The organism is Allobosea sp. OK403, assembly GCF_900113835.1.
In the GTDB taxonomy this organism is placed as follows: Bacteria; Pseudomonadota; Alphaproteobacteria; order Rhizobiales; family Beijerinckiaceae; genus Allobosea.
In genome coordinates this window covers 232,352-250,037 of the sequence record NZ_FOQV01000002.1, presented here as the reverse complement: position 1 = coordinate 250,037, position 17,686 = coordinate 232,352, and the positions used below count along the sequence as shown (strand labels likewise).

Annotated in this window: 15 protein-coding genes, 1 tRNA gene and 1 pseudogene; 13 read left to right on the top strand and 4 right to left on the bottom strand. The window is 67.1% G+C overall.

From position 1 onward, the window contains the following. Positions 1-175: 175 nt before the first annotated feature. The 3 genes and pseudogenes from BMZ97_RS07015 (at position 176) to BMZ97_RS07005 (ending at position 2,335) form a co-directional block, all read left to right on the top strand. A tRNA-Ile gene (locus tag BMZ97_RS07015) sits at positions 176-251 on the top strand. Positions 252-301: 50 nt separating this feature from the next. Then, positions 302-508 (top strand): annotated as a pseudogene (locus BMZ97_RS07010) (MFS transporter); the annotation flags it as partial. A gap of 135 nt (positions 509-643) precedes the next feature. Further along, entirely contained in the window at positions 644-2,335 is a 1,692-nt protein-coding gene (locus tag BMZ97_RS07005) for a cyclic nucleotide-binding domain-containing thioredoxin-disulfide reductase (protein ID WP_092167049.1), read from the top strand. A gap of 239 nt (positions 2,336-2,574) precedes the next feature. Here the strand turns inward: BMZ97_RS07005 and BMZ97_RS07000 are convergent, their stop codons facing one another. Next, complete coding sequence (locus BMZ97_RS07000; protein ID WP_092167047.1) at positions 2,575-3,468, bottom strand: LysR family transcriptional regulator; 894 nt, start codon at positions 3,466-3,468, stop codon at positions 2,575-2,577. A 240-nt stretch (positions 3,469-3,708) separates the two neighbouring features. Here BMZ97_RS07000 and BMZ97_RS06995 point away from each other — a divergent pair, with 240 nt between their 5' ends. The 3 genes from BMZ97_RS06995 to BMZ97_RS06985 are packed head-to-tail and all read left to right on the top strand — an operon-like array spanning position 3,709 to position 7,323. Then, positions 3,709-4,182 (top strand): (2Fe-2S)-binding protein, encoded by a 474-nt coding sequence (locus BMZ97_RS06995; protein WP_092167045.1) that lies wholly within the window; start codon positions 3,709-3,711, stop codon positions 4,180-4,182. A gap of 10 nt (positions 4,183-4,192) precedes the next feature. Beyond that, positions 4,193-6,430: a xanthine dehydrogenase family protein molybdopterin-binding subunit gene (locus tag BMZ97_RS06990; RefSeq protein WP_092167044.1), complete on the top strand. Its 2,238-nt coding sequence runs from the start codon at positions 4,193-4,195 to the stop codon at positions 6,428-6,430. Between the two features lie 56 nt (positions 6,431-6,486). Further along, complete coding sequence (locus tag BMZ97_RS06985; protein ID WP_092167042.1) at positions 6,487-7,323, top strand: SDR family oxidoreductase; 837 nt, start codon at positions 6,487-6,489, stop codon at positions 7,321-7,323. 116 nt (positions 7,324-7,439) lie between these two features. Here BMZ97_RS06985 and BMZ97_RS06980 read toward each other — a convergent pair whose 3' ends face one another. Further along, positions 7,440-8,270, bottom strand: coding sequence for an alpha/beta fold hydrolase (locus tag BMZ97_RS06980; RefSeq protein WP_175525459.1), 831 nt, complete (start codon positions 8,268-8,270; stop codon positions 7,440-7,442). Positions 8,271-8,391: 121 nt separating this feature from the next. On the opposite strand from BMZ97_RS06980, the gene BMZ97_RS06975 reads away from it, so the two are divergent. Next, complete coding sequence (locus BMZ97_RS06975) at positions 8,392-9,378, top strand: GlxA family transcriptional regulator (RefSeq protein ID WP_092167039.1); 987 nt, start codon at positions 8,392-8,394, stop codon at positions 9,376-9,378. Here the strand turns inward: BMZ97_RS06975 and BMZ97_RS06970 are convergent. Continuing rightward, positions 9,348-10,316, bottom strand: coding sequence for a LysR family transcriptional regulator (locus BMZ97_RS06970; protein ID WP_175525458.1), 969 nt, complete (start codon positions 10,314-10,316; stop codon positions 9,348-9,350). The two genes, BMZ97_RS06975 and BMZ97_RS06970, sit on opposite strands and share 31 nt — an antisense overlap. Positions 10,317-10,487: 171 nt before the next feature. Here BMZ97_RS06970 and BMZ97_RS06965 point away from each other — a divergent pair, with 171 nt between their 5' ends. The 6 genes from BMZ97_RS06965 to BMZ97_RS06940 all read left to right on the top strand — a co-directional run bounded on the left by BMZ97_RS06965 (position 10,488) and on the right by BMZ97_RS06940 (position 15,220). Beyond that, on the top strand, positions 10,488-11,456 hold the full coding sequence (locus BMZ97_RS06965) for a Bug family tripartite tricarboxylate transporter substrate binding protein (RefSeq protein ID WP_092168676.1): 969 nt from the start codon (positions 10,488-10,490) through the stop codon (positions 11,454-11,456). A gap of 12 nt (positions 11,457-11,468) precedes the next feature. Then, a complete protein-coding gene (locus tag BMZ97_RS06960) occupies positions 11,469-12,290 on the top strand; it encodes an alpha/beta fold hydrolase (protein WP_092167035.1) in 822 nt (273 codons plus the stop codon). After that, positions 12,283-12,867, top strand: coding sequence for a hypothetical protein (locus BMZ97_RS06955; protein ID WP_092167034.1), 585 nt, complete (start codon positions 12,283-12,285; stop codon positions 12,865-12,867). Before BMZ97_RS06960 ends, BMZ97_RS06955 begins: the two co-directional genes overlap by 8 nt. 9 nt (positions 12,868-12,876) lie before the next feature. Continuing rightward, on the top strand, positions 12,877-13,425 hold the full coding sequence (locus BMZ97_RS06950; RefSeq protein WP_092167032.1) for a carboxymuconolactone decarboxylase family protein: 549 nt from the start codon (positions 12,877-12,879) through the stop codon (positions 13,423-13,425). 2 nt (positions 13,426-13,427) lie between these two features. Next, positions 13,428-14,231, top strand: a complete 804-nt coding sequence (locus tag BMZ97_RS06945) for an SDR family NAD(P)-dependent oxidoreductase (RefSeq protein WP_092167030.1) — start codon at positions 13,428-13,430, stop codon at positions 14,229-14,231. A 110-nt stretch (positions 14,232-14,341) separates the two neighbouring features. Then, positions 14,342-15,220 (top strand): amidohydrolase family protein, encoded by an 879-nt coding sequence (locus BMZ97_RS06940; RefSeq protein ID WP_092167028.1) that lies wholly within the window; start codon positions 14,342-14,344, stop codon positions 15,218-15,220. A gap of 134 nt (positions 15,221-15,354) precedes the next feature. Here BMZ97_RS06940 and htpG read toward each other — a convergent pair whose 3' ends face one another. Then, the gene (gene htpG / locus BMZ97_RS06935; protein ID WP_092168673.1) at positions 15,355-17,229 is read right to left on the bottom strand and encodes a molecular chaperone HtpG; all 1,875 of its coding nucleotides are present in this window, start codon (positions 17,227-17,229) and stop codon (positions 15,355-15,357) included. Between the last annotated feature and the right edge of the window lie 457 nt (positions 17,230-17,686).

Here is a 17,686-nt window from a genome sequence, read left to right as displayed (position 1 = left end):
CTGATCGAGCTCATCGGTTCTGGGTTCCGGGCTCAGGCCTGCGGCCTGCCCCGGAATGACGGAGTGGTTCCCGCTTAAATCATCAGACGCCAATCCTTTTGCGCATGTCTTCAAACTGGTCATTGCGCTCAGACCGGCCTTGCTCGAAGCGCAGCTGCGATGTTACGCGGGGTGTGGGCCGGTAGCTCAATGGTTAGAGCTCGCTGCTCATAACAGCGCCGGTGCCGGTTCGAGTCCGGCCCGGCCCACCATCTCCAGCAAGCGCTGCTGATTTTATTGCGTTTTTGCCTGATTTTTCCCACTGCCTGCCATCCTCACGATTCAGGTGCGCCTGACGGGCTTCGCTCCGGAGGCGCCCACGCTGATGGGCGCCATGAACTTCGCGGCGCTCAACATCGCCAACGCCATCGACGCCTGGGCGGGCAACGTGACGATTACGGTCGGCTACGGCCTGCTGTCCGCGGTATGGGCGGGCTTTGGGCTGACGCTCTTGGGCCTTCTCGTCTTCTGGGCCTTCTCGTCTTCGCGCTCACCTTGCCGAAGGCGCCGCAGTTCGCGCCCGCGTGATTGCGGTCAAGCTCCTCATCTGGTCGGATGCTGTCGCGCACGAGAAGTGGCATAGGCCCGATAGGGAGGTCACCCCATGGCAATCGGCGAGGCTCGGCGAGAGCAGATTTTTCCGACACTGTCGGCCCTTCAGATCGCGATGGCGCGTCGCTTCGCGAGCGCTGCACCGCGCCGCTTCGGCCCACGTGAGATCGTCTATGAGATCGGCGCCCGCGACGCCCCCTCTTGGCTGTTTCTCGATGGCTCGGCTGACGCGATCCGACGCGGCGCAGCCGGCCGGTCGTCGCTGGTCACGACCTACGGTCCCGGCCAGTTCACCGGCGAGACCAATCAGCTCTCGGGCCGTCCATCCCTGATGTCGGTCGTGGCGGGTGACGCTGGTGCGGTCGCGATCCCCTTTGATGCGCCGCATCTCCGCGCGCTCGTCATCGGATCGGCGGATGTCGGTGAAACGATCATGCGCGCCTTCATCCTCCGGCGCGTCATGCTGATCGAGGAAGGGCAGACCGGCGGCGCAGGATCGATCCTGGTCGGGCGCCGGGATGATCCGGACATCGTCCGGTTGTCGGGATTCCTGACCCGCAACGGCTACCCCCACACCGTCATTGCTGCGTGCGAGCCGGAGGGGCGCGAACTGGTCGAGCGGCTCGGCGTCGCCCCCGAAGATCTGCCGCTGATGATCTGCCCGAACGGCACAGTGCTCAGAAGCCCGAGCAATGCGGATGCCGCGTCCTGTCTCGGCATCACACCGGATCTCGATCCGAAGACCATCCATGACGTGGCGGTCATCGGGGCCGGGCCGGCCGGGCTTGCCACTGCCGTCTATGGCGCATCCGAAGGGTTGTCCGTCCTGGTCCTGGACAGCCGCGCCTTCGGCGGCCAGGCGGGCGCATCCGCCCGGATCGAAAACTACCTCGGCTTTCCCACAGGCATCTCCGGACAAGCCCTCGCGGGTCGGGCCTTCAATCAGGCGGCGAAGTTCGGCGCCGAGCTCGCCATTCCGCTGACCGTCGAATTACTCCGCTGTCACGGAGCGGATGCGGAAGCCCCGTTCACCCTCGAGCTCAGCAACGGTGGCACTGCACGGTCGCGCACCATCGTGATCGCCTCGGGAGCGCGCTACCGACAGCCCGACATTCCCAACATCGAAGCGCTGGAAGGGGCCGGCGTTTCCTACTGGGCCTCGCCCGTCGAGGCGCGGCTTTGTGCCGGCGAGGATGTCGTCCTGGTCGGCGGAGGCAACTCGGCGGGCCAGGCGGTTGCCTATCTCGCACCGCAGGTCAGGCATCTGCACCTGGTGGTGCGCCGCCCCCTCGAGCAGACCATGTCCCGGTACCTGATCGATCGGATCGCGGCCTTGCCCAATGTCGAACTGCATGTGGACAGCGAGATCGTCGATTTGCACGGCGACCGGGCGACAGGCCTGACCGGGACGAGGTTTCGGGACCGCCGGACGGGTGCGATCCGGGAGTGCACGTCGCGCCACCTCTTCCTGTTCATCGGCGCCGATCCCAATACGCACTGGCTCGACGGCTGCGTGGCGCTCGACGCGACGGGCTTCGTCCTCACCGGGGAGCGCGCCGGTGACGGCGAGCGGCTGCCGCTCGAAACCAGTTGCCCAGGCATCTTTGCCGTTGGGGATGTGCGCGCCGGCTCGACAAAGCGGGTCGCCGCCGCTGTCGGCGAAGGTGCCGCCGTCATCTCACAGATTCATTCCGTCCTGGCACGGGACGTCGGACGCGCATTGAATGCGGTGCGGCAAGCATGAGGAACCTGGCCTCTGCATCGCGTCGGGACCAGCTGCGTTGAGGTGCATGCCCGGTCCAGAGGAGTCATAAAAGCCGCCGAGTGGCGGGATTGAATTGTTCTCGGCGAAGCTCCTCTCGGCATTGCACAGGAGCAATACGCGCAGCGGCTCGCAACCTTGGACGCTTGGGCGGAGGTTTCAAGGCACGCGCAGGGCCGAGGGTGCCATCGCAGTTCATCCAGTCTTCGAAGCCAGTCAATTCAGGCGCGTTGGCGCAGGGCATCCACCACGAGCGAGAATGCCGGCGAGGGTTGGCGGCGGCTCGGATAGTATAGGTGATAGCCCGGTCGTGGTGGGCACCAATCGGCGAGAACGCGTACCAGCCGGCCCTCCTGAATGGCCGTGTCCACCAGGTCTTCCGGCAGATAGGCGAGGCCCAGCCCCTCAAGTGCGGCATGTCGGATCATCGCCACGGCGTTGAAGACGAGCCGCCCCTGGACGCGGACCCTGAGCTCTCGGTCGTCCTTCCTGAAATCCCAAAGGTAGAATCCGCCATGGGTCGGCAGGCGTAGATTGATGCAGGAATGCTCGGTCAGATCCTGCGGCGCAAGGGGCTGTGGCCGAGTCTCGAAGTAGGACGGCGCTGCCACGACCGCCACGCGGAAATCAGGCGCTATGCGCACCGCGATCATATTCTTGTCGACATCGCCGCCGAGCCGCACGCCTGCATCATAGCGCTCGGCTGCGATGTCGATCAGGCTGTAGTCATTGATGATCTCGACGTTGATGTCGGGATATTCCGGCAGGAGCCTTGCCATTGCGGGCCAGAGAATCGTCTCCGCCGCATGCTCGACTGTCGTGATGCGGACCGTTCCCGCCGGCTTGTCGCGCAATGCGTTGAGCGCTGAAATCTCGCTTTCGATCTCGTCGAAGTGCGGCCCGATGCTGTGGAGAAGCCGCTCTCCCGCCTCCGTCAAGGAGACGCTGCGGGTCGTTCGGGTCAACAGCCGAAGGCCTAGCCGCGTCTCCAGGGTGCGGATGGTATAGCTCAGCGCGGACTGGGACACGCCAAGCTTGGCGGCTGCTTTGGTGAAGCTCCGTTCGCGCGCCACCGCGATGAAGCCGAGGAGGTCGTTCACGTTCTCCCGGCGCATTCAGAAAATCCACTTCTAAGCCTATGCGGATTATCCCATCTAATCCGGTGCGGCCGGAAGAGCTAGTTTCGTCCTCATCGAAGCGGGCGTCACGCAAACGCCAAGCCCGGCAGCAGCAAGGCGCGCAAACCGCCAATCAGGCGCCGAGGGGCGAGCAGGTCATCTGATCGCCCGCAGTTTCGACACGACCTGCCATGCCTGGGCGATAACGCGGCACAACCTACGGAGAACCGGCCAGCCATGATTGCGCTCACCATCAACGGCCGTGAGCACGCGGTCGACGCCGACCCCGCCACGCCGATCCTTTGGGCCCTGCGCGACACGCTGGGCATGACCGGCACCAAGTTCGGCTGCGGTGCTGCGCTATGCGGCGCGTGCACGGTGCATCTCGACGGCGAGGCCATCCGCTCCTGCAGCACGCCGATTTCCGAGGCCGTGGGCAAGGCGATCACTACGATCGAGGCCGTGACATCAGGCACCGATCGTGTCGGCGCGGCCGTGCACGCGGCCTGGGTCAAGCATGACGTTGCCCAGTGCGGCTACTGCCAGAGCGGCCAGATCATGAGCGCGACCGCGTTCCTCAAATCGTTGCCTCGCGGCAAGCAACCGAGCCCCGCCGAGATCGACGAGGCCATGACGGGCAATATCTGCCGTTGCGGTACCTATGCCCGCATCCGCGCCGCTGTGGCGGATGCCTCCCGCGCCCTCGTCTGAAGGAGCCGTCATGCTGCACAATATCGACTACAGCGAATTGCCCCGCGTCCTGCAGCGCCTGATCGAGCGGGACCAACCTGCTCCCGCGACATTGCCGCGCCGCAGCTTCCTGAAGCTTGCCGGGGCCAGCGGGCTGGCGCTCGGCGCCTTCCCGCATGTCGCGCTGAGCCAGCCGGTCGGCGCGGCCGCGAGCGCCCTGAAGCCGACGCAGTTGCCTTCCGCCTTCGTGCAGATCGCCGGGAATGGCGAGGTCACGGTCACCATCAACCGGCTGGAATTCGGCCAGGGCGTCAATACCGGCCTGCCGATGATCCTGGCCGAGGAGCTCGACGCCGACTGGAGCCTGGTGCGCAGCCGGCACGGCACCAACGACATGGCCTATGCCGACCCGCTCTTCGGCATCCACCTCACCGGCGGTTCGCACACGATCAAGAACAGCTTCACGCAATATCGCGAGCTCGGCGCGCGGGCCCGCGCCATGCTGCTGAACGCGGCAGCAATGCGCTGGAAGGTCGATGTCGCGACCTTGCGCACCCAGGCTGGCACGGTGCTCGGGCCGGGTGGCCGCAAGGCCGGCTATGGCGAGTTGGCGGAGGCGGCCATGGCGCTGCCGGTGCCCGAGGCGGTCACGCTGAAGAACCCGAAGGATTTCCGCATCATCGGCCGCCCGACGCAGCGCCTGGATGCGCAGGCAAAGACCAGCGGCAAGCAGGATTTCGGCATCGACATGCGGCTGCCCGGTCAATTGACCGCCGTGGTGGCGCGCCCGCCGGTGTTCTGTGGCCGCCTCGCATCGGTCGACGACAGCGCCGCGCGCGCCGTCAAGGGCGTCAAGGCCGTGCTGCGCGTAGCTTTGGACGGCGGCGCTGAGGGCGTGGCCGTGGTGGCTGATGGTTACTGGCAGGCGACCCAGGGCCGCGATGCCCTGAAACTGGAATGGGACACCTCCAAAGTCGAGAAGGTCGACAGCGAAAGGCAGCTCGCCCAGTACCGCGAGCTCGCCGACCAGCCCGGTCCGCGCAAGATGGAGGCCGACATGGCCCCGCTTGCCACCGCGCCCCGTCGGATCGAGGCCGAATTCGTCTTCCCCTATCTCGCTCATGCCGCGATGGAGCCGCTCAACTGCACGGTCCGGCTTTCCGATGATCGCGCCGAGATCTGGATGGGCAGCCAATGCGCCGGGCTCGATGCCGGCGCGGCAGCCAAGGCGCTCGGCCTCAAGCCGGAGCAGGTCGTGGTCAATGTGCAGATGGCGGGCGGCGGCTTCGGCCGGCGCTTCTCCAGCACCAGCGACGTCGCGGTCGAGGCCTGCATGATCGCCAGGGCGGCGCGCGCGGCGGGGCTCAATGCGCCGATACGCACGGTCTGGAGCCGCGAGGACGACATGAAGGGCGGCTTCTATCGCCCCATGCATCTGCACCGCGCCCGCATCGGCTTCGACGACAAGGGCAAGGTGTTGGCCTGGGACCATGTGATCGTCGGCCAGTCGATCACCACCGGGACCGTGTTCGGCGCCTTCCAGGTCAAGGACGGCATCGACGCCACGGCGACGGAAGGCATGCGCGAGCCCTATCCGCTGCCGATGCGCCTGACCGTGCACCACCCCAAGCTCAACGTGCCGGTGCTGTGGTGGCGCAGCGTGGGCTCGACCCACACCGCCTTCGTGATGGAGACGCTGCTCGACGAGATCGCCCGCGCCACCAGGCAGGATCCGGTCGCCTATCGCATGCAGCTCTTCGGCGACAAGCATCCGCGCCACCGCGCGGCGCTGCAACTCGCGGTCGACAAGAGCGGCTATGGCAAGACGAAGCTCGCGCCCGGGCGGGCCTGGGGCGTCGCCGTGCATGAATCCTTCGATTCCGTCGTCGCCTATGTGGTCGAGGCCTCGGTCAAGGACGGCCAGCCGGTGCTGCACAAGGTCACCTCCGGCGTGCACTGCAATCTTGCGGTGAACCCGCGCAGCGTCGAGGCGCAGGTCCAGGGCGCTGCCGTCATGGGGCTGTCGATGTGCCTGCCGGGCTCCGCCATCACGCTCAAGGACGGCGTCGTCGAGCAGAGCAATTTTGGCGACTACACGGTGGCGCGCATCACCGACGCGCCCGAATTTGCGGTCCATATCGTGCCCAGCGCCGACCCGCCAACCGGCATGGGCGAGCCCGGCCTGCCGCCTCTGGCTCCCGCCTTTGCCAATGCCATCGCGCAGCTGACCGGCAAGCCGCTGCGCCAATTGCCCTTCAACCTCGCCTGACACGGCACAAAGACAAAGGCAGGTCGGGCGCGCCCGACCTGCGACAGGAGTTCGACATGAGCAAAACCTGGTTCATCACCGGGGCGGGTAGCGGTATCGGTGCCGCAACCGCAAGAGCGGCGGTCAAAGTCGGCGACCGCGTCGTCGCGACGGGGCGCAATCTCGACAAGGTCCGCAAGGCGCTCAGTGATGTCGGGAGCGAGAGCATCGCCTTCGTCGCGCTGGATGTCACCAGCGAGGCGCAGGCGAAGGCGGCGGTCGAAGAGGCGGTCAAGGCGTTCGGGCGCATCGACGTGCTCGTCAACAATGCCGGCTACAGCCTGCTCGGCAATTTCGAGGAGTTGAGCACGGCCGAGATCGAAAGCCTGATGGCGACGAATTTCTACGGTGTGATGTTCGTCCTGCGCGCGGTCCTGCCGGTCATGCGCAGGCAGAACTCGGGCCGCATCATCAACATCAGCTCGCTCGCCGGCGTCGTCGGCTTCAAGCATTGCAGCGCCTATAGCGCGACGAAATTCGCGGTCGAGGGCCTGTCGCTGGCGGTGGCGCAGGAGGTCGAGCCCTTCGGCATCAAGATCACGACGGTCGCGCCGGGCTTCTTCCGCACGGATCTTCTCGATGCCGGCAATGCGAACTACGCCACGAGTTCGATCGCCGACTACGCCACTGAGGGCAGCGCCGAGGCGATGTGGTCGGGCTATGACGGCCAGCAGCAGGGCGATCCGGCCAAGCTCGGCGATGTCCTCGTGACGATCGCCGGGATGGAGAACCCGCCGAAGCAGTTCCTTGCCGGCAGCGATGCCCTTGCGGCAGCGATGCCCGCCCTTGAGGGGCGGATCGCGGAAGTGCACGCCCATGAGGCGCTGTCCACATCCACGGATGGTTCTTTCTGAGCACTGCGGCCGGGCCGCTGGCTCGTCGGAAGGGGGCAGGGCCGCGCCAACAACGCCAATTCGACCCTGCCCAGCAGCCCCGGCCCGACGAGCCGAGGCTGCTTTGCTGCGAGAGATCAGCCCTTGATGAAGGCGAGCAGGTCCGGATTGATGATGTCCGGATGGGTCGTGCACATGCCGTGCGGCAGGCCTTCATAGATCTTGAGCGTGCCGTGCTTCACCAGCTTGGCCGCGAGCAGCGCCGAATCCGCGATCGGGACGATCTGGTCGTCATCGCCGTGCAGGATCAGGACCGGCACGTCGATCGCCTTCAGATCCTCGGTGAAATCGGTCTCCGAGAAGGCCTTGATGCAATCGTAATGGGCCTTGGCGCCGCCCATCATGCCCTGCCGCCACCAGTTGTCGATGGCGCCCTGGGAAACCGTCGCGCCTGCCCGGTTGAAGCCGTAGAACGGGCCGGCGGGCACATCGATGTAGAACTGCGCGCGGTTGGCCACGAGCGCGGCGCGGAAGCCGTCGAAGACCTCGATCGGCAGGCCACCGGGGTTCTTCTCCGACTTGACCATCACCGGGGGCACCGCGCCGATCAGCACCGCCTTGGCGACGCGGCCGGGCTTGGCGCGGGCGACATAATGGGCGACCTCGCCGCCGCCGGTGGAGTGGCCGATATGGACGGCGTTCCTGAGATCGAGCGCCTCGGCAAGCTCGGCGACGTCGGCGGCATAGGTGTCCATCTCATTGCCGGTCGCGGTCTGTGTCGAGCGGCCATGGCCGCGGCGATCATGCGCGATCACCCGGTAGCCCTGTTCGAGGAAGAACAGCATCTGGTTGTCCCAGTCATCGGCGCTGAGCGGCCAGCCATGGTGGAAGACGATCGGCTGCGCCTCCTTGGAACCCCAATCCTTGTAGTAGATTTCCGTGCCGTCACGGGTGGTGATCGTGCTCATCATCTGGTCCCTTCGATTTGCCGGGGCGGTGGGATCGCCGCCCGCGATGTGGACGGTATAGCCGCGCCGTTGCATGCTGCCGCTTGGCGGAACCGACATTCTGCGAGGCGAAACTGACAGCATGACGACTGCTCCGAGGATCAAAGCCGAAATCGGGCTCGTGCTCTATCCCGATGTGCAATTGGCGGCCGTCCATGGCCTGACCGACCTGTTCCGCATCGCCAGCGAGATGAGCGCGGCGCATGGCGAACCGCAGGCACCTGCGATCCGCGTGAGCCATTGGAGGCTGGTGGCGCAAGACGATGGGGCAGTCGAATGCGTCTTCGACAGCCATCCGGGGTCGGCGCACAGGCCCGGCCATCTGATCGCCCCGCCGAGCCTGGTGATGCCGGGGAAGATGCAATCGATGGCGGGCTTCGCCGCCTGGCTGACCAAGCGCCATGGTGAGGGGGCGACGCTGTGCTCGGTCTGCGCCGGCGCCTTCCTGCTCGGCGAGACCGGATTGCTCGCGGGCCGTGAGGCGACGACGCATTGGGCCTTCGCAGAGGCGCTGGCGGCGCGCTTCCCGGCGATCCGCGTCGATAGCGATCGCATGGTGATCGACGAGGGCGACATCATCACCGCCGGCGGCATCCTGGCCTGGACCGATCTCGGCCTGACCCTGGTCGAGCGCCTGCTGGGACCAGGCGTGATGCTGGAGACTGCGCGCTTCCTGCTGATCGATCCGCCGGGGCGGGCGCAGCAGCCCTTTGGCCGCTTCGTGCCGCGCCTCGACCATGGCGATGCGGCGGTGCTGAAGGTGCAGCACTGGCTTCAGGCGACGGGCGCCAGGGACCATGCCGTGCCGGCGCTGGCGGCGCGCGCCGGGCTGGAGGAGCGGACCTTCCTGCGCCGCTTCCGCAAGGCGACCGGCCTGCGCCCGACGGAATATGCCCAGCACATCAGGATCGCGAGGGCGCGCGAGGCGCTCGAACGCAGCCGCCGCCCCGTCGCGCAGATCGCCTGGGAGGTGGGCTATGGCGATGCCTCGGCCTTCCGCAAGCTGTTCCAGCGCGTCACCGGGCTCGCGCCAGCGGATTATCGCCGTCGCTTCGGCGTTGCGGCCTGAGCTGGAGGGATCAGGGTTGCCCCCGGCCAGGCCTCGGTTCCGCAGAGACCGGTCAGCAGGCTCTCGATTTCCGCGCCGAGCTGGCGCGCTAGCGGCTCGGCGAGCGTGCTCTGCCGCATGATCAGCGCCAGCGTCGCGAGGATCGGCGGGTTGTCGATGGCGCGGCGGCTGAGCTCGCCGCGCGCGACCTCGGCCTGGACGGAGGCATGGGTCAGGATCGTATAGCCTTGCCCGACGCGGACCATGGCCTTGGTCAGCGCGACGCTGTCGACCTCGGAGCGGATGGCGAGCCGGACCTCATGGCGCGCCGCCGCCTGTTCGAGCACCCGGCGGTTGTTGTGCGGCAGGCTCGGCATGATCAAGGGCAGCCCGGCGATGTCCTTGATGCGGATCTCCGGCGTCTCGCCGATCCTGCGCGTATCGTCGGGCGGGCCGACGAGCACCATGCGCTCGCGCAGCAGCGGCACGATCCGGAAGCCGTCGACCGGCATCGCATTGTAGACGAGGCCGACATCGATGCGTTTTTCCGCCAGCCATTCATGGATCAGGGAGCTCACGCCCTCGCGCAGATTGAGGACGATCTCGGGATAGGCCTGTGCCATATGCGCGGCCAAAGGCGGTGCGAGCAGCAGGCCTGCTGCCGGTGGCAGGCCGAGCGAGACCGTGCCGCGCAGGGCAGGGCGGTCCTGGCGGGCATCGGTCTTGATCTGGGCCAGCAGATGTTCGATCTCCTCGGCCCGTTGCAGCACGCTTGCGCCCAGCGCCGTCAGGCGGACGCCGCGGCCATGGCGGACGAGGAGCGGCTGGCCGAGTTCGTCCTCGAGCTCGCGGATGCGCCGGCTGAGCGCGGGCTGCGCGATCCGCAATTCCTCGGCGGCGCGGCTGAAGCTGCCGGCGCGCGCGACGCTGGCGAAATATCCGAGCTTGCGGGAATCCAAGCGCTCTCTCCGAATTGCCGCGGGAGCATAAGAGATCCAAACCATGCCGTCACGGCATGGCTGGCCATTCCAACATGGTTTTGGCGTCGCTGCGCCTCTCCTGCCAGAGTCGGGGCCTCGATGGGGCCGCCGGAAGAGCGGCAACGACCATTCCTGGGGGGAGGGACGATGATGCAGGCGAGATTTTGCGGCTGGCTTGTGATGGCCGGTATGCTGCTGGCCCAGGCGGCTACTGCGCAGACCTTTCCGAGCAAGCCGATCAGGCTCGTGGTGCCCTTCGCCGCCGGGGGACCTGCCGATACGATCGCGCGGGCCGTCGCCGAGAGGATGCAGGCGATCGTCAAGCAATCGGTCGTCATCGACAACCGCGCCGGGGCAGGCGGGGCGGTGGGCACCAAGGCGGTCGCGCTGGCGGAGCCTGACGGCTACACGATCGGGATCAGCACGGCGGGCGCGCTCGCGATCAGCGTCAGCATGCAAGAGGCGATCGGCTATGACCCACGCAAGGACCTGCGAGCGCTGACATTGGCGGCAAGCGTCCCGGAACTGCTGGTCGTTGGCTCCAAGGTGCCGGTCACGACCCTGCCCGAATTGCTGGCGCTGGCGAAGGCCAAGCCCGGCACGTTGAATTTCGCCTCGTCCGGCGCCGGCAGCATGCCGCATCTTGCTGGCGAACTGCTCAAGCAATATGGCCAGGTCGACATGGCGCATGTGCCCTATCGCGGTGCGGCGCCGGCCGTGACCGATCTGATCGCCGGGCAGGTCGATTTGATGTTCATGGATATCGCGGTGCTGCTGCCGCATGTCCAGGCCGGCACGATCAAGGCGATCGCGATCGGCAGCGCCACGCGCTCGCCGAGCCTGCCCGATCTGCCGACAACGGCGGAGCTCGGCCTGCCCAAGGTCGTCGCCGACAACTGGTATGGCATCGTGGCGCCGCGCGCGACGCCGCAGCCGATCGTCGACAAGCTCCATGCCGCTTTGGTCGAGGCGCTGCGCTCGCCCGAGGTCAAGGACAAGCTCGCTCTGCAAGGCGCGATCGTCGTCGCCAACACGCCCGAGGAATTCGCCGCCTATATCGCGGGCGAGATCGACAAATGGGCGGCCGTGGTCAAGGCGGCGAACATCAAGACCAATTGAGGCGTGGCTCTCATGTCTGTCGCATCGCTTGGCTCCTGCGAGCTTCGCTACGAGATCAGCGGAGAGGGGCCGGATTTGGTGCTGATCCACGAGCTCGGCGGGGCTCTGGAGAGCTTCGACGGGCTGCTGCCCCTGCTGACCCGGCATTTCCGCGTGCTGCGCTACGACCAGCGCGGCGCCGGCGGGTCGAGCCGCAAGCCCGCGGCATTGTCGATCGAGGATCACGCGATCGACCTCGCGGGGCTTGTCGCGGTGACCGGTTTCGGTCCGCGCTGCCTGCTTGTCGGCGTTGCGGCCGGGGCTGCGATCGCGGTGGCCTACGCGGCGCGCGACGAGGCCGTCGTTGCAGCACTGGCCCTGTGTGCGCCGGCGCTTTCGGTTCCGCCGGAGCGCAAGGCCTATCTCGACCGGCGCGCCAGGCTCGCGCGCTGCAACGGCATGGCCGCGATCGTCGAGGCAAGCCTGGACCGCTCCTATCCGGAAGCGCTGCGCGCCGACAGGGCTGCATTCGAGACCTATCGCGAGCGCTTCCTCGCCAATGATCCCGAGAGCTATGCGATGGCCAATGCCGCCTTGGCCGGGACGCGGGTGGCGGAAGCTCTGCCGTCGCTGACGATGCCTTGCCTTGTCCTTGCCGGCCGGCACGACCTCTTGCGCCCGCCCGCCGAGGTCGAGACGATGGCGCGCGCGATCCCGCACGCTGCCTTCGCGACGATCGAGAGCGGGCATCTGATGCCGGTCCAGGCCGCGCCGGCGATGGCGTCGCAGCTCGTGCCGTTCCTGACGCGGCATGCCGACGGTCTCAAGCCGGTCTCGGAGAACGCCCATGTCTAAGGGCCTGCTGCTCGTCGCCATGGAGCCCCCCGCCGCATTCGAGGAGGAGTTCAACGACTGGTATGACAGCGAGCATTTTCCGCAGCGGCGCGGCCTGCCCGGCTTCGAGAGCGCCTCGCGCTGGGTCTGCCTGTCGGGCTGGCCGCGCTGGCTTGCGATCTACGATCTGAGTTCCGTCGAGGCGCTCGCGACGCCCGAATACGCCGCCGTCTCGGGAGGGAATTCCACGCCCTGGAGCAAGCGCCTGCTGCCGCGCACCATCGGGCGGCGACGGGTCGTCGCCGAGCAGCTTCATCCCGGAGACGCGCTGGCTCCGCCCGTGGGCGAGGTCGCGCGCCTCTGCGTCGCGCAGTATCCCGGGGCGGATGAGGGGAGCGTCGAGGCGCTGCTTCAGGCCGGCGCCGGGCTCGATGGCTTGAGCCGGTTGCGCCTGTTCCGCGATACGGCCGGCGCCTTGTGGTTGCTTGCCGCCTTCTCGCGTCCTGTCGGTTTCGAGCGGGTCGAGGCTGCGTTCGCCATAGCAGGCAGGCACGGCGCAAAACTGCTCAATCTCTATGCTCCCTATCGGCGTGACTGAGGCAAACGCATGCGTATCAAGGATTTCACGCCAGACGAGATGAACGAGGCGCAGCGACGCGTCGCGGATGAGGCGGCCTCGGGCAAGCGCGGGCGCGTTCCGGCGCCGCTGCGGGCCTGGCTGCATAGCCCGGAGTTCGGCGCCCGGGCCCAGCGGCTCGGCGAGTTCCTGCGCTATGATACGAGCCTCGGCCCGCTGCTTTCGGAGCTTGCCATCCTGGTGACGGCGCGGCGCTGGACCTCGCATTACGAATGGTTCGTCCACAAGCGCGAGGGCTTGAAGGCGGGCCTCGACCCGGCAGTCGTGGCCGCGATCGCCAGGCGGGAGACGCCGGATTTCGCGGCCCCGGCCCAGCAGGCCGTCTATGACTACGCGATGGCGCTGCACGAGACGCACACGGTCCCCGCAGCCGTGCATGCGGCGGCGGTGCGCGAGCTCGGCGAGGCCGGCGTGGTCGAGCTCGTCGGCGTGCTCGGCTACTACACGCTGGTCTCGATGACGCTGAATGCCTTCGAGATCGGCCTACCCGAAGGTGAAGCGCCGGAGCTGGAACCGTGACGGTGCGGGCGGGGCGTCTTGCCGGCAAGGTCGCGCTGATCACGGGGGCGGGCTGCGTCGGGCCGGGCTGGGGCAATGGCCGCGCTGCGGCGGTGCTGTTCGCACGCGAAGGGGCGAAGGTTTTTGCGCTCGACCTCACGGCCGAGACCATGGCCGAGACGGTCGCGCGGGCTGAAGAGGCCGGCGGCACGATCGCGACCCATCTCTGCGACGCGACAGATAGCGCGCAGCTCGAAAAGGCCGTGCAGGCCTGCCGCGAGGCCTTCGGGACGATCGATATCCTCGTCAACAATGTCGGGGGCTCGGCGCCAGGCGGGGCGGTGGCGCTGTCGGAAGAAAACTGGCGCCGCCAGCTCGACTTCAACCTGTCGAGCGTCTTCCTCGCCTGCAAGCATGTCATCCCGGTGATGGAGGCGAATGGCGGTGGCGCGATCGTCAACACCGCCTCGACCTCGGGCTTGCGCTGGACCGGCGCGGCGCAGGTCGGCTACGCCTCGGCCAAGGCTGCGATCATCCAGTTCTCGCGGGTCACGGCGGTCGAATACGCGCCCAAGCGTATCCGGGTGAACACGGTCGTGCCGGGCCAGATGCACACGCCGATGGTCGAGGCGCGGCTGGCCGGCCAACGCGCCGATGGCGATGTCGCGGCGCTGCTTGCAGCCCGCGTCGCCCGCATTCCGCTCGGCTTCATGGGGGACGGGCGCGACACCGCCCATGCGGCGCTGTTCCTGGCCTCCGACGAGGCGCGTTTCATCACCGGAACCGAGATTGTCGTCGATGGCGGCATGACCGCGCGTTGCGACTAGAGCGATGTTCGATCCGATTGGATCGAACATCGCTCTATCCTTTGTTTTGACGCGTTTTCTTCACGCGAACCGGAACCCACTTCGCTCGAAAACGCTATGAGGACCTGACAATGACGACCCCGAAGCCGGACGGCCCGCCGCCGAACCCCAACCCGCGCAAGCCGACCCTCGCGCTGCCGGTCGGCGCCTGCGACGCGCATTGCCATATCTACGGCCCCTTCGACCGTTTCCCACTGCCGCCCGAGCGCAGCTTCACCCCCAATGCCGCGCCCGAGACGGCGCTGCGGCGACTGCACGACCATCTCGGCATTGCGCGTGCCGTGATTGTCCAGAGCCAGGGGCATGGCCTCGATCATCGCCCGCTGCTCGCCGCGCTGGCCGAGGGTGCCGGGCGCTATCGCGGCGTCGCGCTGCTGAAGCCGGATTGCACGGAGAGTGAGATCGCGGCGTTGGACACCGCCGGCATTTGCGGCGTCCGCTTCAACTTCCTGACGCATCTGGGCGGCCAGCCCGATCTCGCGGCGATGCGGACGATCATCGCCAAGGTCGCGCCGTTCGGCTGGCATGTCGCGATCCATGTCGCCGGCCATGACATCGTCACGCAGGAGGGTTTCATCGGTTCGATCGCGGCGCCTGTGGTGGTCGACCATATGGCGCGGCCGCCCCTGGCGGAGGGGCCGGGCGGGCCGAGCATCGCGGCGCTGAAGCGCCTCATCGATACGGGCCATGTCTGGCTCAAGCTCAGCGGTGCAGACCGGCTGTCAGTTGCGGGGTCGCCTTATCGCGACGCCATGCCGATCGCGACGAGCCTTGCCCGGCATGCGCCCGAGCGCATGCTCTGGGGCAGCGACTGGCCGCATGTGAACCTGCATGGGCCGATGCCGGATGATGGCGACCTCGTCGATCTGCTGACGGAGATCGCGCCCGGCTCGCGCGAGCGCCAGTTGATGCTGGTCGACAATCCCCAGGCGCTGTTCAACTTCGCCTGAACAGCGCGCTAAAGCAGGATGCGAAAAACCGGTTCCCGCTTTTTCGCATCCTGCTCTAGACCTTAGTTTTAACGCGTTTTCTTCACGCGAACCGGTATCCACTTCGCTCGAAAGCGCTCTCGGCGCGGCCGCGTTCAGGCCAGCCCCTTGGAGATCAGCCGGGTCAGGCGGTCGGAGAAGGCCTTGGCGTCGGTCGGCCGCTCGCCATCGAGGATACGCGCCTCGTCGAGCAGCAGGTGGGCGATATCGCTGCGCAGCGGCTCATCCTGCGATCCGGCGAGGCGGATGATCAGCTCATGCTGCGGATTGACCTCGAGGACCGGCTTGGCGGCGCTGTCGAGGCGGCCGGCGGCGGAGAGCAGCCGTTCGAACTGCCGGTCGGGGCCCTTATCGGTCGCGACGAGGCAGACTGCGCTGTCGGTCAAGCGGTCGGAGGCGCGCACATCCTCGACCTCAGCCGCCAGCGTCTGCTTCATCGCGCCAAGCAGCGCTGTGACCTCGGCGCTGGTTTCGAGCTGCGGCTTCGCCTCGCCGTCGAGCAGCGGGATCAGGCCGAGATCGGCCGCGCCCTGCGTCACGGATTTGAACGGCTTGCCGTCATGGTCGGGCGCGTTCGAGACCCAGAAGCTGTCGACCGGGTCGCTCAGCAGCAGAACCTCGATGCCGCGGGCGCGGAAGCCCTCGAGCTGGGGCGAGGCGGCAATGCGCGCGGGATCGTCGCCGGCGATGTAGTAGATCGCCGTCTGGTTCTCCTTCAGCGCCGCGACATAGTCCTTGAGGCTGCGCCACGTGTCGCCGGAGGTGGTCGTCTTGAAGCGCGCGAGGCCGAGCAACTGTTCGCGCCGCTCGAAATCCTCATAGAGGCCTTCCTTGATGACGGGGCCGAAATTCTCCCAGATCTTGGTGAAGGCCTCGCCATCCTGCTCCGCGAGCTTGCCGAGATCGGTAAGGATGCGGTTGGTCACGCCCTTCTTGATCGCGCTCAGCAGCGGGCTGTCCTGGATCATCTCGCGGGAGACGTTGAGCGGCAGGTCGGCGGTGTCGACGAGGCCGCGCACGAAGCGCAGATAGCGCGGCAGGAGCTCGGCTTCATCCGTGATGAAGACGCGCTTCACATAGAGCTTCATCCGGCCCTTGCGGTCGGCGTCGAAGAGATCGAAAGGCTTGCCGCCCGGCACGAAGGCGAGCGCGGTGTATTCGTGACGTCCCTCAGCGCGGAAATGGATCGTCGCGGCGGGCTCATCGTATTGGCCCGCCACGCTGCGATAGAAGTCGGCGTATTCCTCGGGCTTGATCTCGCTTTTCGGCCGGGTCCAGAGCGCGGCGCCGTCGGCGAGCGAGGTCGCCTCGGCGCCTGGCTTGTCGACGAGGGAGATCTGCACCGGGACATGGCCCGACTGCGCCTTGACGATGCGCTCCAGCGTCCAGCGCTCGGCATAGCTCTTGGCGTCGTCGAGCAGCGAGAGGGTGACACGCGTGCCGCGGGCAGGGGCCTCCTCCAGCGCGACTGGGGCGACGGAGAACTCGCCCTTGCCGTCGGAGGACCAGCGCCAGGCCTCCTCGCCGCCGGCGCGGCGGCTGACGACCTCGACCTGGCCCGCCACCATGAAGGCGGAATAGAAGCCGACGCCGAACTGGCCGATGAGCTGCGCGCCCTCCTTGCCCTGGGCTGCCTCGACGCGATCCATGAAGGCGCGGGTGCCGGAGCGGGCGATGGTGCCGAGCGCCTCGATCATCTCGTCGCGGGTCATGCCGATGCCGTTATCGGCGATCGAGAGCGTGCCGGCCTCGGCATCGGCGGCGATCGTGATCGCGAGCTTTGGATCGTCGCCGATCAGCTCCGGCCTGGCGATCGCTTCGTAGCGCAGCTTCTCGCAGGCGTCGGCGGCGTTGGAGATCAATTCGCGCAGGAAGACGTCCCGGTCCGAATAGACCGAATGCACCATCATATGGAGAAGGCGGGAGACGTCGGCTTCGAAACTGCGGTTCTCGGTGGTGGTGGCGGTCATGCTGAAAAGCTCTTTGAACGGATCATCGTCGCAGCGAGCGATTTGGCCGCAAAGCTGCACGGTTTCAAGGTGCGTCGGGCCTTTTGCGGCGAGCTGTTCATACTCGGAACCACCGCGTCATCCTGGACAAGCCGCGAAGCGGCGCAGCTCCGGGATCCATCGTAGAGCGCGGTTCCCTACGATGGATCCCTGTGTCGAAGCTTCGCTTCGCCCAGGATGACGGTGTGGTTCCGAGCAAAGACGGGGACGCCCTCAACGCCCACCTTGGCGCGCCGGGCGGCGTTGGCATCGGTCGCTCGGGTCAAATTCCGGCGAACTGCCTCCTGACCCAGACGATGGTCTCGGCCGGTGCAAGGCCGCCGACAGCCGGCCGGAGTGACGCGTCGATCCTGATTGAGCGACTTCACTTGCGCGCCGAAATATTTCAAGCTTAAAATATATTCGACCTGCCAGGGAG